Annotated in this window: 15 protein-coding genes; 9 read left to right on the top strand and 6 right to left on the bottom strand. The window is 72.5% G+C overall.

The window, feature by feature from the left end:
* Window positions 1-235: 235 nt before the first annotated feature.
* The 5 genes from AB0O11_RS30015 to rodA all read left to right on the top strand — a co-directional run bounded on the left by AB0O11_RS30015 (window position 236) and on the right by rodA (window position 6,514).
* On the top strand, window positions 236-1,261 hold the full coding sequence (locus AB0O11_RS30015) for a rod shape-determining protein (protein WP_308020165.1): 1,026 nt from the start codon (window positions 236-238) through the stop codon (window positions 1,259-1,261).
* A 115-nt stretch (window positions 1,262-1,376) separates the two neighbouring features.
* The gene (gene mreC, locus AB0O11_RS30010; protein WP_363393243.1) at window positions 1,377-2,324 is read left to right on the top strand and encodes a rod shape-determining protein MreC; all 948 of its coding nucleotides are present in this window, start codon (window positions 1,377-1,379) and stop codon (window positions 2,322-2,324) included.
* A gap of 3 nt (window positions 2,325-2,327) precedes the next feature.
* Window positions 2,328-2,966 (top strand): rod shape-determining protein MreD, encoded by a 639-nt coding sequence (gene mreD / locus AB0O11_RS30005; protein ID WP_363393240.1) that lies wholly within the window; start codon window positions 2,328-2,330, stop codon window positions 2,964-2,966.
* Between the two features lie 51 nt (window positions 2,967-3,017).
* The gene (mrdA, locus tag AB0O11_RS30000; protein WP_363393237.1) at window positions 3,018-5,318 is read left to right on the top strand and encodes a penicillin-binding protein 2; all 2,301 of its coding nucleotides are present in this window, start codon (window positions 3,018-3,020) and stop codon (window positions 5,316-5,318) included.
* Window positions 5,315-6,514, top strand: a complete 1,200-nt coding sequence (rodA, locus tag AB0O11_RS29995) for a rod shape-determining protein RodA (protein WP_363393234.1) — start codon at window positions 5,315-5,317, stop codon at window positions 6,512-6,514. Before mrdA ends, rodA begins: the two co-directional genes overlap by 4 nt.
* 82 nt (window positions 6,515-6,596) lie before the next feature.
* Here the strand turns inward: rodA and AB0O11_RS29990 are convergent, their stop codons facing one another.
* Both AB0O11_RS29990 and AB0O11_RS29985 read right to left on the bottom strand, forming a co-directional pair.
* Complete coding sequence (locus tag AB0O11_RS29990) at window positions 6,597-6,998, bottom strand: hypothetical protein (RefSeq protein ID WP_363393231.1); 402 nt, start codon at window positions 6,996-6,998, stop codon at window positions 6,597-6,599.
* A gap of 154 nt (window positions 6,999-7,152) precedes the next feature.
* Complete coding sequence (locus AB0O11_RS29985) at window positions 7,153-7,476, bottom strand: metalloregulator ArsR/SmtB family transcription factor (protein WP_363393228.1); 324 nt, start codon at window positions 7,474-7,476, stop codon at window positions 7,153-7,155.
* Window positions 7,477-7,626: 150 nt separating this feature from the next.
* Between AB0O11_RS29985 and AB0O11_RS29980 the strand changes: the two genes are divergently transcribed.
* Window positions 7,627-8,607, top strand: coding sequence for an LLM class F420-dependent oxidoreductase (locus AB0O11_RS29980; protein WP_363393225.1), 981 nt, complete (start codon window positions 7,627-7,629; stop codon window positions 8,605-8,607).
* 23 nt (window positions 8,608-8,630) lie between these two features.
* Here AB0O11_RS29980 and AB0O11_RS29975 read toward each other — a convergent pair whose 3' ends face one another.
* Window positions 8,631-9,338: a response regulator transcription factor gene (locus AB0O11_RS29975; protein WP_363393222.1), complete on the bottom strand. Its 708-nt coding sequence runs from the start codon at window positions 9,336-9,338 to the stop codon at window positions 8,631-8,633.
* 315 nt (window positions 9,339-9,653) lie between these two features.
* Window positions 9,654-10,307: a nitroreductase family protein gene (locus tag AB0O11_RS29970; RefSeq protein ID WP_363393220.1), complete on the bottom strand. Its 654-nt coding sequence runs from the start codon at window positions 10,305-10,307 to the stop codon at window positions 9,654-9,656.
* Window positions 10,308-10,523: 216 nt separating this feature from the next.
* Between AB0O11_RS29970 and AB0O11_RS29965 the strand changes: the two genes are divergently transcribed.
* Complete coding sequence (locus AB0O11_RS29965) at window positions 10,524-11,759, top strand: serine hydrolase domain-containing protein (RefSeq protein ID WP_363393217.1); 1,236 nt, start codon at window positions 10,524-10,526, stop codon at window positions 11,757-11,759.
* Window positions 11,760-11,817: 58 nt separating this feature from the next.
* On the opposite strand, the gene AB0O11_RS29960 is transcribed toward AB0O11_RS29965, so the two are convergent.
* Window positions 11,818-12,324, bottom strand: a complete 507-nt coding sequence (locus AB0O11_RS29960) for a MarR family transcriptional regulator (protein ID WP_363393215.1) — start codon at window positions 12,322-12,324, stop codon at window positions 11,818-11,820.
* A gap of 86 nt (window positions 12,325-12,410) precedes the next feature.
* On the opposite strand from AB0O11_RS29960, the gene AB0O11_RS29955 reads away from it, so the two are divergent.
* Window positions 12,411-13,238, top strand: a complete 828-nt coding sequence (locus AB0O11_RS29955) for a cyclase family protein (protein WP_363393212.1) — start codon at window positions 12,411-12,413, stop codon at window positions 13,236-13,238.
* 112 nt (window positions 13,239-13,350) lie between these two features.
* Window positions 13,351-14,190, top strand: a complete 840-nt coding sequence (locus tag AB0O11_RS29950) for a methyltransferase domain-containing protein (RefSeq protein WP_363393209.1) — start codon at window positions 13,351-13,353, stop codon at window positions 14,188-14,190.
* A gap of 171 nt (window positions 14,191-14,361) precedes the next feature.
* Here AB0O11_RS29950 and asnB read toward each other — a convergent pair whose 3' ends face one another.
* Window positions 14,362-16,179 (bottom strand): asparagine synthase (glutamine-hydrolyzing), encoded by a 1,818-nt coding sequence (asnB, locus tag AB0O11_RS29945; protein ID WP_363393206.1) that lies wholly within the window; start codon window positions 16,177-16,179, stop codon window positions 14,362-14,364.
* Between the last annotated feature and the right edge of the window lie 165 nt (window positions 16,180-16,344).

The raw sequence follows: 16,344 nt of genomic DNA, 5'->3' as shown, positions 1-16,344 counted from the left end.
GGAACTGGGGGCGCCGACACGGCGTCCCAATCCTCGGAGATGCGATCACGCCCCGGACAATGGACGGTATGCCCCACGTCGACGTCCGTACCGCGCGGCGTGACTACGATGGACGCGACTCAAGGGCCCGGTAAGGCAGCTCAGCTGGTCTCCGCCCAAGCGTGGGCGCGCGCATTCGTCCACCCCCCCATGAACTCCGAGCCCGGGAAGGCACCCACACCCCATGGCGAGCAACCTGTCGTTCATCGGCCGCGACTTGGCGATCGACCTCGGAACAGCCAACACGCTGGTGTACGTCAGGGGCAAGGGCATCGTCCTGAACGAGCCGTCCGTCGTCGCGGTGAACACCAACACCGGCGGGATCCTCGCGGTCGGCTCCGAGGCCAAGAAGATGATCGGCCGCACCCCGGGCAACATCGTCGCCATCCGCCCGCTCAAGGACGGCGTGATCGCCGACTTCGAGATCACCGAGCGGATGCTGCGGTACTTCATCCTCAAGATCCACCGCCGCCGCTACCTGGCCCGCCCCCGCGTCGTGGTCTGCGTGCCCTCCGGCATCACCGGCGTCGAGCGCCGCGCCGTCATCGAGGCCTCCTCGCAGGCCGGCGCCCGCCAGGTGCACATCATCGAGGAGCCGATGGCCGCCGCGATCGGCGCCGGTCTGCCCGTCCACGAGGCCACCGGCAACATGGTCGTCGACATCGGCGGCGGCACCACCGAGGTCGCGGTGATCTCCCTCGGCGGCATCGTCACCGCCCAGTCCATCCGGGTGGCCGGTGACGAGCTGGACAACGCGATCGTCCAGCACATCAAGAAGGAGTACTCGCTGCTCCTCGGCGAGCGCAGTGCCGAGCAGATCAAGATGAGCATCGGCAGCGCCTTCGGCCTGGAGGGCGAGAAGGACGAGCACGCCGAGATCCGCGGCCGCGACCTGGTCAGCGGCCTTCCCAAGACCGTGGTCATCTCCGCCGCCGAAGTCCGCGAGGCCATCGACGAGCCGGTCAACGCGATCATCGACGCGGTCAAGACCACCCTCGACCAGTGCCCGCCCGAGCTGGCCGGCGACGTCATGGACCGGGGCATCGTGCTCACCGGTGGCGGCGCCCTGCTGCGCGGCCTGGACGAGCGGCTGCGCCGCGAGACCGGCATGCCGATCCACATCGCGGAGAACCCGCTCGACTCCGTCGCACTCGGCTCCGGCAAGTGCGTCGAGGAGTTCGAGGCGCTCCAGCAGGTACTCGACGCCTCGCCGCGTCGTTGACAGGTCGCCGCACCGCCGGCACCACGCGTCACATCCGACACTCGACCGAACGGGCCGCCACCCGGGCCCCACAGCCCCGGGCGGCGGCCAGGTACGAAGGGGCAGTACCCGCACCGTGAGGGACACACGAGAGAGCCGGCTGCTGCTCATCCTGCTGGTGGCCGTAGCCTTCGCGCTGATCACCGTGGACATCAAGGGCGGGGAGGACTCCCCGCTCGGCCCGGCCCGGCACGCCGCCGCCCGCGTCCTCGGACCCGTCGAGCGCGGAGCCGCCACCGTCGTGGACCCGGTCGCCGACACCGTCCGCGCCATCCGGGACACGGTCACCGACAGCGGCCGCACCGACCAGCTCGCCCGCGAGAACACCGAACTGCGGCAGAAGCTCGCCTCCTCCGACATGGCCACCGGGCGCACCAAGCAGCTGGACGACCTGCTGCGCACCGCCGGCGCCGGCGGATACACCGTCAAGGCCGCCCAGGTCATCGCGATCGGCCCGGCCCAGGGCTTCTCCTGGACCATCACCATCGACGCCGGCAGCGACGACGGCCTCACCCGCGACATGACGGTGGTCAACGGTCAGGGCCTGGTCGGCCGGATCACCACCGTCGCCCCGACCACCGCCACCGTGCTGCTCGCCTCCGACCCCGGTTTCTCGGCCGGCACCCGGCTGGAGGGCACCGGCGAGATCGGCTTCGCCTCCGGCGGCGGCGACAGCCCGATGAAGGTCTCCCTGCTCAACGGCAAGGCCCAGGTCAAGGCCGGCGACCGACTGGTCACCTTCGGCTCGCAGAGCGGCCGCCCGTTCGTGCCCGGCGTCCCGGTCGGCAAGGTCACCGAGGTCCAGGCCAACGCCGGACAGCTGACCAAGACCGTCCTGGTCGAGCCCTTCGTCCAGTTCACCCGGCTGGACCTGGTCGGCGTGGTGGTCGTCCCGCCGCGCACCGACCCGCGCGACGCCGTCCTGCCGCCGGCGCCCACCGCGGGCCAGCCGGCCGCCGACCCCGGCCAGGCCCCGGCCTCCGCGCCCGCCGCCTCGCCCGCCAAGCCCACTGGGGGGAACTGAGCCATGCGCCTCGCCCGCATCCCCGTCTCCGCCGGCCTCGTCCTGCTCGGTCTGATCCTCCAGGTCAGCGTGTTCGGCCGGCTCCAGCTCCCGGGAGCCACCCCGGACATACTGCTGCTCGTCGTGGTCGGCCTGGCCATGGTCTACGGGCCGACCGGCGGCTGCCTGGTCGGCTTCGCGGGCGGCCTGCTGGCCGACCTCGCGCCGCCCTCCGACCACGCGATCGGCCGCTACGCACTGGTGCTCTGCCTGATGGGCTACGGCGCCGGGCTGCTGCGCCCGGACCACGGCCGCCAGCGCTCGGTCGCCGGCTCGCTGCTGGTGGTCGGCGCCGCGGCGGCCGCCTCCACCCTGCTCTACGCGATGGTCGGCGCCCTGGTCGGCGACACCGCGGCCCGGCACGTCGGCCTCGCCGGACTGGTGATCAGCGCCCTGCTGTACGACCTGCTGCTGGCGCCCTTCGTGGTGCCGCTGGTGATGTACCTCGGCCGCCGCTTCGGGCGCGACCCGGTGGCCGCCGCGGACGACGACGAGGGCGGCTCCGGCCTGGGCACGCTGGCCCGCTACCGCACCACCCGCGAGGCCTCGACGGGCCCGAGGTACAAGAAGCGGCGCGTGCCCGGCTTCGCCCGCCGCCCGTAACCGGCCCGGCCCCGACCACCCGACCTCCCCGCATCCTGGAGCGCACGAGACGTGAGCAACATCCCCGAGACCGGCCGCACCCGAAGGGTGACGATCCGTCTGGTGGTGCTGCAGATCCTGGTGCTGTCGCTGCTCGCCACCCTCGGCGGGCGGCTGTGGTACCTGCAGATCCGCAACGCCAAGGAGTACACCGCGAAGGCGACCGGCAACCACATCCGCGAGGTGGTCGAGCCGGCCGTCCGCGGCGAGATACTGGACGCCTCCGGACGGGTGCTGGCCGGCAACGAGACCCGGCTGGTGGTCTCGGTCAGCCGCACCTCGCTGCTCCAGCAGAAGGACGGCGGCAAGGCGGTGCTGTCCCGGCTGGCCGAGGTGCTGGGGATGCCCGCCAAGGACGTGCAGGAGAAGGTCCGGCTCTGCGACGCCAAGACCCCTCAGCCCTGTTGGAACGGTTCGCCGTACCAGCCGATCCCGGTCACCAAGGAGGCGACCACCCAGCAGGCGATGCAGATAATGGAGCGCCGAGAGGACTTCCCCGGGGTCACCGCGCAGCCCACCGCCGTGCGCCGCTACACCGGCGCCGAGGGCGCCAACCTGGCCCAGGTGCTCGGCTACCTCTCGCCGGTCACCGACGAGGAGGTCAGCAAGACCTCCGGCAAGAGCGGCCTGGACCGCTACCTGCCGGCCGACCAGATCGGGCGGGCCGGCCTGGAGTCGGTGTACGACCGCGACCTGCGCGGCACCGCGGGCATCACCAAGCTGGAGGTGGACAACCTCGGCCGGGTGATCGGCAACGCCGGCACCGTCGCCCCGCAGACCGGTGACAACCTGGTCACCAGCATCGACGCCCGGGTGCAGAAGGTGGTCGAGGACAACCTGGCGCAGGCCATGGCCGACGCCCGGAACACCTTCGACAAGGTCACCAACCGCAACTACGAGGCCGACTCCGGGGCCGCCGTCGTGATGGACGTGCACACCGGGCGGATCGTCGCGATGGCGAGCGCCCCGACCTACGACCCGAACCTCTGGGTGGGCGGCATCAGTGGCAAGGACTACCAGTCGCTGACCAGCAAGGAATCCAACTTCCCGCTGCTGAACCGGGCCATACAGGGTCAGTCCGCCCCCGGTTCGACCTTCAAGGTCATCTCCACCACCGCCGCCGTGCAGGCCGGCTACTCGCTGGACGGCCGCTACGACTGCCCGAAGAGCGTGACCATCGGCGGCCGCGAGTTCAAGAACTTCGAGAGCGAGAACTTCGGCCAGATCTCCCTGGAGAAGGCGCTGGAGGTCTCCTGCGACACCGTCTTCTACGGCCTGGCGTACGACCAGTGGATGAAGGACGGCGGCATCAAGCCGAAGCAGGACCCCGGCGACTGGTTCTTCAAGACCGCCCACCAGTTCGGCCTGGGCGCCAAGACCGGCATCGACCTGCCGTCCGAGGTCCCCGGCCGGGTGCCGGACCGGCAGTGGAAGCAGTCCTTCTACGACAACAACAAGGACGCCTGGTGCGCGCAGGGGCAGAAGGGCGGCAACAGCTACTCCGACCAGATCGCCCGGGAAAACTGCGTCGACGGCTACCAGATGCGTGCCGGTGACGCCGTCAACTTCGCGATCGGCCAGGGCGACACCCTCGTCACCCCGGTCCAGATGGCCCGGATCTACTCGGCGCTGGCCAACGGAGGCACCTTCTACCGGCCGACCGTCGCCAAGGCCGTGATAAGCCCGAGCGGGGACCTCGTCCGCGAGATCGCCCCGCACGAGGACGCCAAGTTCCCCGGCGACCAGAAGCTGCTCAGCTACATCGACCAGGCCACCGAGGGCGTCATCAAGTCCGGTACCGCGGCCTGGAAGTTCAACGGCTGGCCGCAGGACAAGATCGCGCTGCACGCCAAGACCGGCACCGCCGAGGTCGAGGGCAAGCAGACCACCTCCTGGCTGACCACGTACAGCAAGGACTACGCCGTCGTCATGACGATCAGCCAGGGCGGCACCGGCTCCGGCGGTTCCGGTGACGCCATCCGCCGGGTCTACCAGGCGCTGTACGGCGTGGACGACAAGGGCGCCATCGACAACACCAAGGCGCTGCTGCCCGCGCCGCAGACCGAGCTGCCGAAGTTCAACCCGGACGGCACCGCGATCATCAAGCAGGCCTCGTACGGTGTCGACCCGGCGCCGGGAGCCCAGGCCCCGGCCGTCGCGCCGGCTCCGGCCCTGCTCGACGCGGCCGCGGCGCAGGCGGCCCCCGCGCCGGCCTTCCTCGACCAGGCGCCGCCGGCCGACCGTCCGGCGTCGTACACGGCGGCCGACGCCGCGCTCGAACCCTCGCGCGGACCGGGAAGGGGACGGGCATGACCTCCTACGGCTCGTACCGGCAGCTGCGGCTGGCCCCGCAGCGCAGCGGGGTCTCCAAGGCCCTGGCCAAGGACTCCCCGCTCTGGCGGCTCGACTGGATACTGCTGCTCGCCGCGCTGGCCCTCTCGGGCGGCAGCTCGCTGCTGGTCTGGTCGGCCACCCGCGGGCGCGACTCGCTGACCCACGGGGACCCGCAGTACTTCCTGTACCGGCACCTGACCAACTTCGTGGTCGGGCTGGTGCTGTGCGCCGTGGTGATAGCGATAGGGAGCCGGCGCTTCCGCACGATCGTGCCGTTCCTGTACGTCGGCGTGATCGTGCTGCTGCTGGCGACGCTCAGCCCGCTGGGCTCGACCATCAACGGCGCGCACTCGTGGATCCAGCTTGGCGGCGGCTTCTCGGTCCAGCCGGCCGAGTTCGCGAAACTCGCGATCGTGCTGGCGATGGCGGTCGTGCTGTCGGACCAGGTGGACGCCGGGGAGCGGGAGTTCCCCTCGCACCAGGCGGTGTTCCGGGGGCTGCTCTGGGCCGGGCTGCCGATGTGCATCGTGCTGCTGATGCCGGACGCCGGCTCGGTGATGGTGATGGCCGCGATCGTGCTGGGCATCCTGCTCGGCTCCGGGGCGGCGAACCGCTGGGTGCTCGGCCTGCTGGTCGCGGGCACCGCCGGGTGCGTGGCGATCTGGAAGTTCGGGTTGCTGAGCCAGTACCAGATCGACCGCTTCGCCGCCTTCGCCAACCCACAGCTGGACCCGAACGGCGTCGGCTACAACACCGCGCAGGCCCGGATCGCGATCGGCTCGGGCGGACTGACCGGCAAGGGGCTGTTCCACGGCACCCAGACGGTCGGGCAGTTCGTGCCGGAGCAGCAGACCGACTTCGTGTTCACCGTGGCCGGCGAGGAGCTCGGCTTCGTCGGGGCGCTGGCGATCATCGCGCTGGTCGGCGTGATCCTCTGGCGCGCCTGCCGGATCGCCCGGCAGGCGACCGACCTGTACGGGACGATCGTGGCGGCCGGGATCATCGCCTGGCTGTCCTTCCAGGCCTTCGAGAACATCGGGATGTGCCTGGGCATCATGCCGGTCGCGGGCATCCCGCTGCCGTTCGTCTCGTACGGCGGCTCGTCGATGTTCGCGAACTGGATGGCCGTCGGGCTGCTCCAGGCGGTGCGGAGCCAGCGGCCGATAGGGGCCTGAGCGCTCCGCGGCGGGGCCGGTCCGGGACTTCCCGGCCGGCCCCGCCGTCGTGTCCGGGGCGCTCCCGGGCCGGGGCGGCGGGTCAGACGGTCTGGAAGCCGATCCGGGCGAGCACGCCCCAGCGGTCGGAGCGCCGGGTGAGCACGTAGACCGAGTCGAAGGCGCCGGTGCGCTCCCCGGCCGCGTCGTAGCGGGCGAAGCGGACCAGGGCGTGCACCTGGTCGGGGGAGGACTGGCTCAGCTCGACGCTCTCCCAGCCGCTGCGGGCCCAGCCGGAGCCGACCAGCCGGGCCAGCTCGGGGGCGGAGCGCTCGACGTAGCCGGTCCGGTCCTCCCAGACCGTCACCTCGCCCTCGTGCACCCGGACGTGCGGGTAGTGCAGGGTCTCCGCCCAGGCCGCCAGGTCGCGGCTGTTGAGGGCGTCGAGGAAGGCGTCGAGGGCGGCGCGGGCGGCGGTCTCGTGGGTGAGGGTGTCGACGGGCACGGCGGACTCCAGTGCGGGCTGCGGACGGGGGGAACGCGGCCAGCCTGGGCCATCGGCGCGCCCGGTGGGGCCGGGCGGGGCCGATTCAGGTCCAAAGGCCGGGGCGCAGACCGGTCGTACGGCCGAAGAGCGGCCCCGGGAGTGTCGGGGAGAATCAGTGGGCGTCGGCGGGCTCACGGGTCGCGGCGTTCAGCACGGCGTCCAGCAGGCCGGGGAAGCGCAGGTCGAGGTCGTCCCGGCGCAGCGACATCAGCCGGCGGGTGCCCTCGACCCGGGTGGTGGTGACGCCGGCCTCGCGCAGCACCTTGAGGTGGTGCGAGAGGGTCGACTTGGACAGGGGGACGTCCAGATCGCTGCAACACTGCTCGTCGACCTGGGCCAGGCCGGTCACGATGGAGAGGCGGGCCGGGTCGCTGAGGGCGTGGAAGATGCCGGCGAGCTCGATGGAGTCGGTGGCCGGGTGGCTCGGGGTCCGCATGGCGGCTCCTTGGTCGTCCTGGTCGCGTGATGGATTGTTCGAACTTTGGCGTACTATCCAATCTTAGGCAATGGGGCCGGCCCGCACCGCCGTTCCCGCGGAAGGACACCCGATGAGTGAGCGCCGCGAGCGAACCGCCCGGAGGTGCCCGTGGGCCGCTACGGTCTGACGCTCCCGCTGCGCGGCGTCCCGCTGCACCGGCACCGCGCACTGGTCGAGGAACTGCCCGACCTGGGCTACACCGACGTGTGGACCGGCGAGGCGGCGGGCTACGACGGTTTCACCCCGCTGGCGCTCGCGGCGGCCTGGGCGCCGGCACTGCGGCTGGGCACCGGCGTGGTGCCGGTGCAGACCCGCGGGCCGGCGCTGCTCGCCATGACGGTCGCCTCGCTGGCCGAGGCCGCGCCGGGCCGGGTGGTGGTGGGCGTCGGCTCCTCCGGCCCGCCGTTCGTCACCCGGATCAACGGCATCCCGTTCGAGCGCCCGTACCGTCAGGTCCGCGACACCGTGCGGTTCCTGAAGCAGGCGCTGGCCGGACGGACGGTGCAGGGCGCGTTCGACTCCTTCACCATCGAGCGGTACACCCCGGTGCTGCGGCCCGACCCGGTGCCGCCGGTGATGATGGGCGCCCTCGGCCCGCAGATGCTGCGGCTGGCCGGACGGGAGGCGGACGGGCTGGTGACCAACTTCCTGGCGGCCGCGGACGTGCCGCGGGTACGGGCCGCGATGGGGGAAGCGGGCCGCACCAAGGAGGTGGTGGCCCGGTTGTTCGTCTGCCCGACCAAGGACCGCGACCACGCCCGGTGGCAGGGACGGCAGTTGCTCGGGCCGATCCTCAACGCCCGGACGTACGGCGGCTTCCACGACTGGCTGGGGCGCGGCGAGGAGCTGGCCGCCTCGCACGCCGCGTGGGCGGCGGGCGACTTCCACGGCGCGTGCGCGGCGGTGCCCGAGCACCTGGTCGACGCACTGCTGATCCACGGGTCCCCGGGGGAGTGCCGGGAGCGGGTGGCGGAGTTCGTGGCGGCGGGGGTGGACACGCCGCTGCTGGCAGTGCTGCCGGTACCGGAGTTCGGCGCCGGACCGGAGGGGATGCGCGACACGCTGCGGGCCCTGGCCCCGCAGACGTGACGCCGCGCCGGGCGGCCGGTGGCTCAGCCGGCCGCCCGGTGTCCCGACCGGGCGTAGACCATCGCCTGGGCCCGGCTGCGCACGCGCAGCTTGCCGAGCACGTTGGAGACGTGGAACTTGACGGTCTTCTCGCTGAGGTGGAGCTCGGCGGCCATCTCGGCGTTGGACAGCCCGCCCGCGATCAGTGTGAGCACCTCCTGCTCGCGGGGGGTGAGCAGATGGAGCAGCGGTGGGGTGTGCAGCGGTGGTCCGGGCAGCCGGCGGGCCATCTCGGTGACCACCTCGGCGGTGATCGGCGGGGAGATCAGCGCGTTCCCGGCGGCGACCGCCCGGACCGCGTGCACCATGTCGGACTCCGGTCCGTCGCGCAGGACCAGGCCGCGGGCGCCCGCTCTGAGGTAGTCGAGCATCCGGTCCGGGTCGCCGGGGCGGACCAGCAGGATGACGCCGGGCTGCCCAGCGTCCTGGGCGGTGGTGAGCTTCTTGACCTCGCAGGCCTCCATCCCGGGCATGTCGGCGTCGATGACCACCACGTCCGGGCGTTTGGCGGCGCAGGCCTGGGCGATTCTGGCGGTGGTGGAGAGTTCGGTCAGGGGTTGCAGTCCGGGTGAGCGTTGCAGGATGGTGCGCAGCCCGGTGCGCAGCAGTGGTGAGGCGGCGCAGATGAGCACCCGGACGGTGGGGCCGGCGGGATCGGACGGATCGGCGGAGCGGTAGAGGGACAGGCTCATGTTCGTTCTCCTTGCCGTCGAGATTCCGGAACTCCGGGCAGCCGGAATCGGCGGGGTGCGTGGGGGCACCACCGCGGGGCGGAATCGTGATGATGAGAGGAGATCTTCTTCCGGCGTCGGGTCGGTGCGCGGTTCAGCGCGCGGACGCGGGAGGAGGGTTCAGGGGCGACAGCGGCAGCGGTGCGTCGCGCAGTCGGAAGTCGCCTCGGCAGTAAGGCCGTTGACTCGACATTCCCGGAACATGGCAGTCATCCTAAAGATCGGCCTGATCGACGGTCAAGAACTCCCCGGTGGGGCCGGCGTCCCGGCCGGGGGCTACCAGGCGTCCCAGTGGGCGATCTGCTCGGTGCCGACCCGGGGGCCGGGGCGGAAGTCGGTGCCGATGGTGTGTGCCAGCGGGATCAGCGCGGCCTGGAGGACGGTCTCGTACGGGATGCCGAGGATCTGGGCGGCCTCGCGCTCGTAGTGCAGGTGCGGGGTGGTCCAGGCGGTGCCGAGGCCGCGGGAACGGGCGGCGAGCATGAACTGCCAGGTGGCCGGGATGATCGAACCCCAGGTGTTGGCCTGGCCGACGAAGGAGTCGACCTCGTGCCGGCCCTCGATCCGGACGCAGGGGATCACCAGGACCGGGACCTCGTGCAGGTGGTCGAAGAGGTGCTGGGCGCTCTCGGCCAGGCGGAGCCGGCGCAGCTGGTCGCCGACGGTGCGGTCGACGCCGGTGCCGACCACCTGCTGGCGGGGGCGGACCAGGCCGAGGCGGTAGAGGTCGGCGATGGCGGAGCGCTTGGCCGGGTCGGTGACGATCATGAAGTCCCAGCGCTGGCGGTTGCGTCCGGTGGGGGCCTGGGTGGCCAGGGAGAGGCACTCCTCGATCAGCTCGCGCTCCACCGGGCGGGTGAGGTCCAGTCGCTTGCGCACCGCCCGGGTGGTGGTGAGGAGTTCGTCGATGGAGAGCGCGAGGGGCGGCATGGGCAGGCTCCAGCTCCGGTCGGGTCGGAAGGGGGGTGCGAATCCTTCCGGATCCTATTAATGGTTCGAAACTTGCGCAACATTCGAAGTCCAGTAGGTGGAACTACTGGCATGCCATCAAGTTCCGCTCTTGTGTGCGGAGTTGATTCTTCCTATGCTTCCACTATCTTCGAACATTCGAAACATGACGAGAGTGCTCGACCGCGAGAGGACGCCATGTCGCAGATCAAAGTCGAAGTCGAACCCGCCGAGGTGGGGCTGGATCCCGAGCGGCTGCGCCGGATCGACGAGTACCTCCGGGCCTACGTGGACGACGGTCGGCTGCCCGGCTGGCAGCTCGCCGTCACCCGCGGCGGGAAGGTCGCCCACCTCGCCGGGTACGGGCACCGCGACGTCGAGAACGGCCTGCCGCAGACCCCGGACACCATCTACCGGTCCTGGTCGATGACCAAGCCGGTCACCTCGGTGGCCGCGCTGGTGCTCCTGGAGGAGGGCGCGATCGGCCTCCAGGACCCGGTCTCCCGCTACCTGCCGGAGTTCGCCGACGTCCGGGTCTACCAGCGCGGTCCGGCCTCCCGGCCGGTCACCGTCCCCGCCGCCGAGCCGATCCGGATCGTGCACCTGCTCACCCACACCTCCGGCCTGACCTACGGCTTCCACCGGGCGCACCCGGTGGACGAGATCTACACCGCCAACGGCTTCGAGTGGACCACCGCGCCCGGCCTCGACCTCGCCGGGTGCGTGGCGAAGTGGGCCTCCTTCCCGCTGCTCTTCGAGCCCGGCACCGCCTGGAACTACGGCGCCTCCAGCGACGTGCTCGGGCGGGTGATCGAGGTCGCGTCGGGCAAGCGGCTGGACGAGTTCCTGGCCGGGCGGGTGCTCGGGCCGCTCGGCATGGCGGACACCGGCTTCCACGTCCCGGCCGACAAGGCCGACCGGCTGGCCGCCTTCTACGTCGTCAACCCGGCCGACGGGAAGGCCGTTCGCAACGACGCCTTCGGCGGTGACGTGCTGCGCGAGCCGGACTGCCTCTCCGGCAGCTCCGGACTGGTCACCACGCTCGCCGACTACCACCGGTTCAGCCAGATGCTGCTCGGCGAGGGCGAGTACCAGGGCGTGCGGGTGCTCGGCCGCCACACGCTGCGGCACGCGCTGCGCAACCACCTGCCCGGCGGCGGGGACCTGAAGAGCGTCGGACGGCCGGTGTTCTCCGAGATGCCCACCGCCGGGGTCGGCTTCGGGCTCGGTTTCGCGGTGGTGCAGGACCCGGCGGCCGCCGGGGTGCCGGCCAGCGCGGGGGAGTACGGCTGGCACAGCGCCGCGTCCACCATCTTCTGGGTGGACCCGGCGGAGCGGCTGACGGTGCTGTTCCTGACCCAGCTGATGCCCTCCGGTGCGCACCAGCTGCACGGACGTCTGCGGCAGCTGGTCAACCAGGCGCTGGCCGACTGAGGCGTGTCCCGCGGGCCCCGGCGGACCCGGCAGGGAACCGCAGGACACGCCCACGGCTTCACCCGCCCGGCTGAACGGCGAGGAGCTTGCGGGTCAGCCGGATCAGCGTGTCCCGCTCCTCCGCGGTGAGTGCGGCGAACACCCGGTCCATCATCGGGGCGATGTCCGCCTCCGCGTCGGCCAGGGCCTGCGAACCGGCCTCGGTCATGGTGACGGCGTAGGCGCGGCGGTCGCGCGGGTGGCGTTCGCGGACCACCAGCCCGGAGCTCTCCAGGGCGTCGATGCAGCCGACCATGACGCTGCGGTCGATCCGCAGCTGCTCGCTCAACTCCTGCTGGGAGCAGGCCCCGACCGCGTCCAGCATCTTCAGCACCAGGTGCTGGGCCACCGTCAGCCGGGCGCCGGTCAGCTCCTCGTCGATCGCCCGGGCGACCACCGTGGTGGCCCGGCAGAGCGCGATGTCGGGGCGCTCCCGGGTGAGCGTCGCGAAGTACTGCCGGCGCTCGCCCCCGTCGTCCGTCCGGCTGGGCGAGGCGAGGCGGGGCGGCCGCGGGGCGGTGGCCATCGGAACTCCTTCTGCGGGCGGGGTCACCAGCATAACGCGTTCAGGAGATTGTTTTTCCATAGATGTTCTCCAGGAGGGGGAATCCCATGTGCTCACCGGAGACGGTGGCCGGTGCCACCGGCCACACCGCCACCGGCCACACCGCCACCGGTCCCGTCGCCGGCGGTCCCGCCGAAGTGCCGGCGCCGCTGCGGGACAGGGCCCCGATCAGCCTGCCGCGCGGGGCCGTCCGGGACCTCACCCACGTGGTCGGCCCGGACTGGCCGGTGTTCGAGCTGTACGTCAAGCCGATGGAGATCAAGCGGCTCGCCAACCTCGCCGAGCACGAGTACAACGCCTTCGAGCTCACCTACAACGAGCACATCGGCACCCACCTCGACGCGCCCTCGCACTTCGACGACGACGGCCTGGCCACCCACCAGATCCCGGCCGACACCCTGGTCGCGCCGCTGGCCGTGGTCCGGATCGGCGAGCGCGCCGCCCGCGACCACGTCACCGAACTGACCGTCGACGACCTGCTGGCGTGGGAGAGCCGGCACGGCCGCATCCCCGACGGCGCGCTGCTCGCCGTCGACAACGACTGGGCGCACCGGATCGACACCCCCGGCGCCTTCCTCAACCTCGACCCCGCGGAAGGGCTCTACCGCTTCCCCGGGATCTCCGTGGAGGCCGCGCACTTCCTGGTCGCCGAGCGCTCGGTGGTCGGCGTCGGCACCGACTCGATCAGCCTCGACCCCGGCACCCGCCCGGCCGACCCGGACACCCACCGGGTGCTGCTGCCGGCCGGCAAGTACGCCATCGAGTGCCTCGCCGGGCTCGACACCGTGCCCGACCTCGGTGCCGTCGCCGTGGTCGGCGCGCCCAAGCACCGCGGCGGGACCGGCGGCCCGGTCCGCGTCCTCGCCTTCGTCTGACCGTCCCGGACCGCCCGCAGCCCCCGCCCGCAGTCCCAGCCTGGCGCCCCTGTCGGACGCCGGGTCCGCACGTCCCGTCCGTACGCCCGAACCGCGAGCACAGGAGAAGCCCATGACCGTACAGACCGGCTCGGAGTCCGTCTTCGCCGGAGCCACCGGCGAACGCTGGGAATGGAAGGAGGAGCGCTACCGCGACGGGGTGTTCAGCCACGCCGTGGGCACCGAACTGCACCGGCTGCGGCTGCTGGAGTCCGTCCTGGACGAGCACACCCGCAACCGCTTCCGGGCGCTCGGCCTGCGGGCCGGTCACCGGGTCCTGGAGGTCGGCGGGGGCGGCGGCTCGGTCGCCCGCTGGCTGGCCGGACAGGGCGCCGAGGTCACCGTGACCGACCTCGACACCACCTTCCTGGACGAACTCGCCGCCGACGGCGTGCGCGTGCTGCGCCACGACGTCTACACCGACGACTTCCCGCCCGCCTCCTTCGACTTCATCCACGCCCGGTACGTGGTGATCCACCTGTCCGACCCGGAGAAGGCGGTGGAGCGGCTGGTCCGGTGGCTGGCCCCGGGCGGGACGCTGGTGCTGGAGGAGCCGGCCTTCTTCCCGATCAAGGATTCGCCGCACCCCGGCTACCGGACCGCGCTGCGGGCCTTCCGCCGCCACCTGGAGACCGCGGTGGGCACCGACACCGAGTGGGCGCGCAGCCTGCCGGTGCCGCTGGAGGGCAAGGGGCTCAGCGGCCTCGGCCACGACGCGCGCTTCCAGCTGATCGCGGGCGGGGACGACGAGGCCGAGTGGTGGCGGCTCACCCTGGAGCAGACCCGGCCGGCCGTGGTGGCCGCCGGGCTCGCCACCGACGAGGACTTCGAGGCCGCCTACCGGGAGCTCGCCGACCCGGAGTTCCGCGACCTCTCCCTCGCGGTCTTCACCGCCTGGGGGAAGCGGGCCTGACGCACCGCGGCCGCCGGCGGGCCGGTCACCCCTGCGGGGGCGGCCGGCCCGCCGGCGTTCTCCCCGGGCGTTCCCCGGGGAGAGCCGGGCGCCGTCCGGCGGGAGACGCCGTGCCGCCCGTACCCCGGTGGAGCAGGGGTACGGGCGGCGTCGTGCGGTGCGGTCGGAGGGTCAGAGCACCACGCGGACGCCGTACGTCCGCAGCCAGGCGTCCAGCAGCAGGGCGCGCGGCAGCCAGGGCGGCGGGGTGAAGGTGCCGGTGTGCCAGTCGCCGCCGTCCACCTGGGCGCGCAGCGCCTCGGCGTTCAGCAGCGGCAGGGCGGGCGAGTCCCGATCGGCGAGCAGGGCGCGGACGGCCTCGCGGACCGCCTCCAGGTACTCCGGGCTCTGCCCGAACGGGAAGCCGCTCTTCTGCCGCCGCACCACCTCGGTGGGCAGCAGGTCGGCGACCGCCTCGCGCAGCAGGCCCTTCTCCCGGCCGCCGACCCGCTTGAGCGCCCACGGGGCGTTCCACACGTACTCGACCAGCCGGTGGTCGGTGAACGGCAGCCGGACCAGCAGGCCGGCCGCGAAGCTCATCCGGTCCTTGCGGTCCAGCAGGAACGGCAGGAAGCGGGTGAGCTGGAGGTGGAAGGCCTCGCGCAGCCGGCGGTCCGCGCCCGACTCGCCCGCCGGCCGTGGGACCTCGGCGAGCGCCTCGCCGTAGCGGGCGGCCACCTCGGCGTCCACGTCCAGGTGGCGGCGCAGCTCGGCGGAGAGCATCCCGCTGCGGTCGGTGATCCCGGCCGACCACGGGAAGCTGGCGGTCGGGCGCTCGGCCTCGGCGGCGAACCAGGGGAAGCCGCCGAAGACGTCGTCCGCGCCCTCGCCGGAGAGCACCACCTCGGCGTGGGCGCGCACCTCGCGGAAGAGCAGGTGCAGCGAGACGTCGAGGTCGCCGACGCCGGGCAGATCGCGGGCGCGCAGGGTGGCGCCCAGGTGGTCGAGCAGCGAGGGGGCGTCCAACAGGATCTCGGTGTGCCGGGTGCCCACGTGGTCGATCACCGCCCGCACGTACGGGGCGTCCCGGCTGACGTGCAGGGCGTCGGCCTTGAAGTCGGTCTCGCTGCCGGCGAAGTCGACCGAGTAGGTGGAGACCTTGTCGCCGCCGGCCGCGGCCAGACCGACGATGGCGCTGGAGTCCAGTCCGCCGGAGAGCAGGGCGCCGGGCTTGACGCCGGTGTCGGCGGACTGCCGGCGCACGGTGTCGGCGAGCAGGGCGCGCACCCGCTGGACGGTGGTCCGCTCGTCGTCGGTGTGCTCGGCGGCCACCGGCGCCCAGTAGCGCCGGTGGCGCACGCCGTTCGGGCCGGCCACCAGCAGCCAGCCGGGGCGGACCTCGTGCAGGCCACGGTAGACGGCGTCGCCGGGGCGCTTGAGCGCGACGGTGAGGACGTCCACCAGGCCGTTCGCGTCCACCTCGGCGGGCAGTCCGGCGGCCAGCAGGGCCTTCGGTTCGGAGCCGAACGCGAGGGATCCGTCCGGGAGTTCGGCCCAGTAGAGCGGCTCGACGCCGAGCCGGTCGCGGATCAGCACCAGCTCCTCGGTGCGGGTGTCCCAGATCGCCGCCGCGTAGCCGCCGACCAGCCGCTCGGCGGCGTCGGTGCCCCATTCCAGGTAGGCGCGCAGGACGAGTTCGGCGTCCGAACCGTTGCGGATGCGCTGGCCGCGGGCGGTCAGTGCGGTGTGCAGCGGGCCGGGATTGAGCAGTTCGCCGGAGAAGGCGACGACGGCCGGCGCCGGGTCCAGTTCGGGCGGGAACCAGGGCTGCGGCACGTCGTTGCGGGGCCCGGTGTGGAACTGCCGGTGGCCGAGACCGGCGTGCCGGGCCAGCCAGGTGCCGCCGCGGCGCGGGCCGCGGTGGGTCAGGGTGTCGGTGAACTCCAGTACGAGCTCGGCCTGTTCGCGCACATCCCCGGTGCGCGACACCAGCCCGGCGATACCGCTCATGCGCCCACCTCGCTACGCTCGGCGAGCGCTTCGCGCAACGCGCACCTCTCGATGATGAGCTCGCTCCACTCGCTCATTAGAGGACCATCCCTTCTGCAGCCCTCTTCGGTAGGGTTGTGACCTCTCGGTCCCGGTGGGTGCATGGCCGGTTGCGCGAGCCGTTCG

Origin of the sequence: Kitasatospora sp. NPDC093102 (genome assembly GCF_040683915.1) — a bacterium.
Taxonomy (GTDB): Bacteria; Actinomycetota; Actinomycetes; order Streptomycetales; family Streptomycetaceae; genus Kitasatospora.
This window is presented reverse-complemented; position numbering and strand designations above follow the sequence as displayed.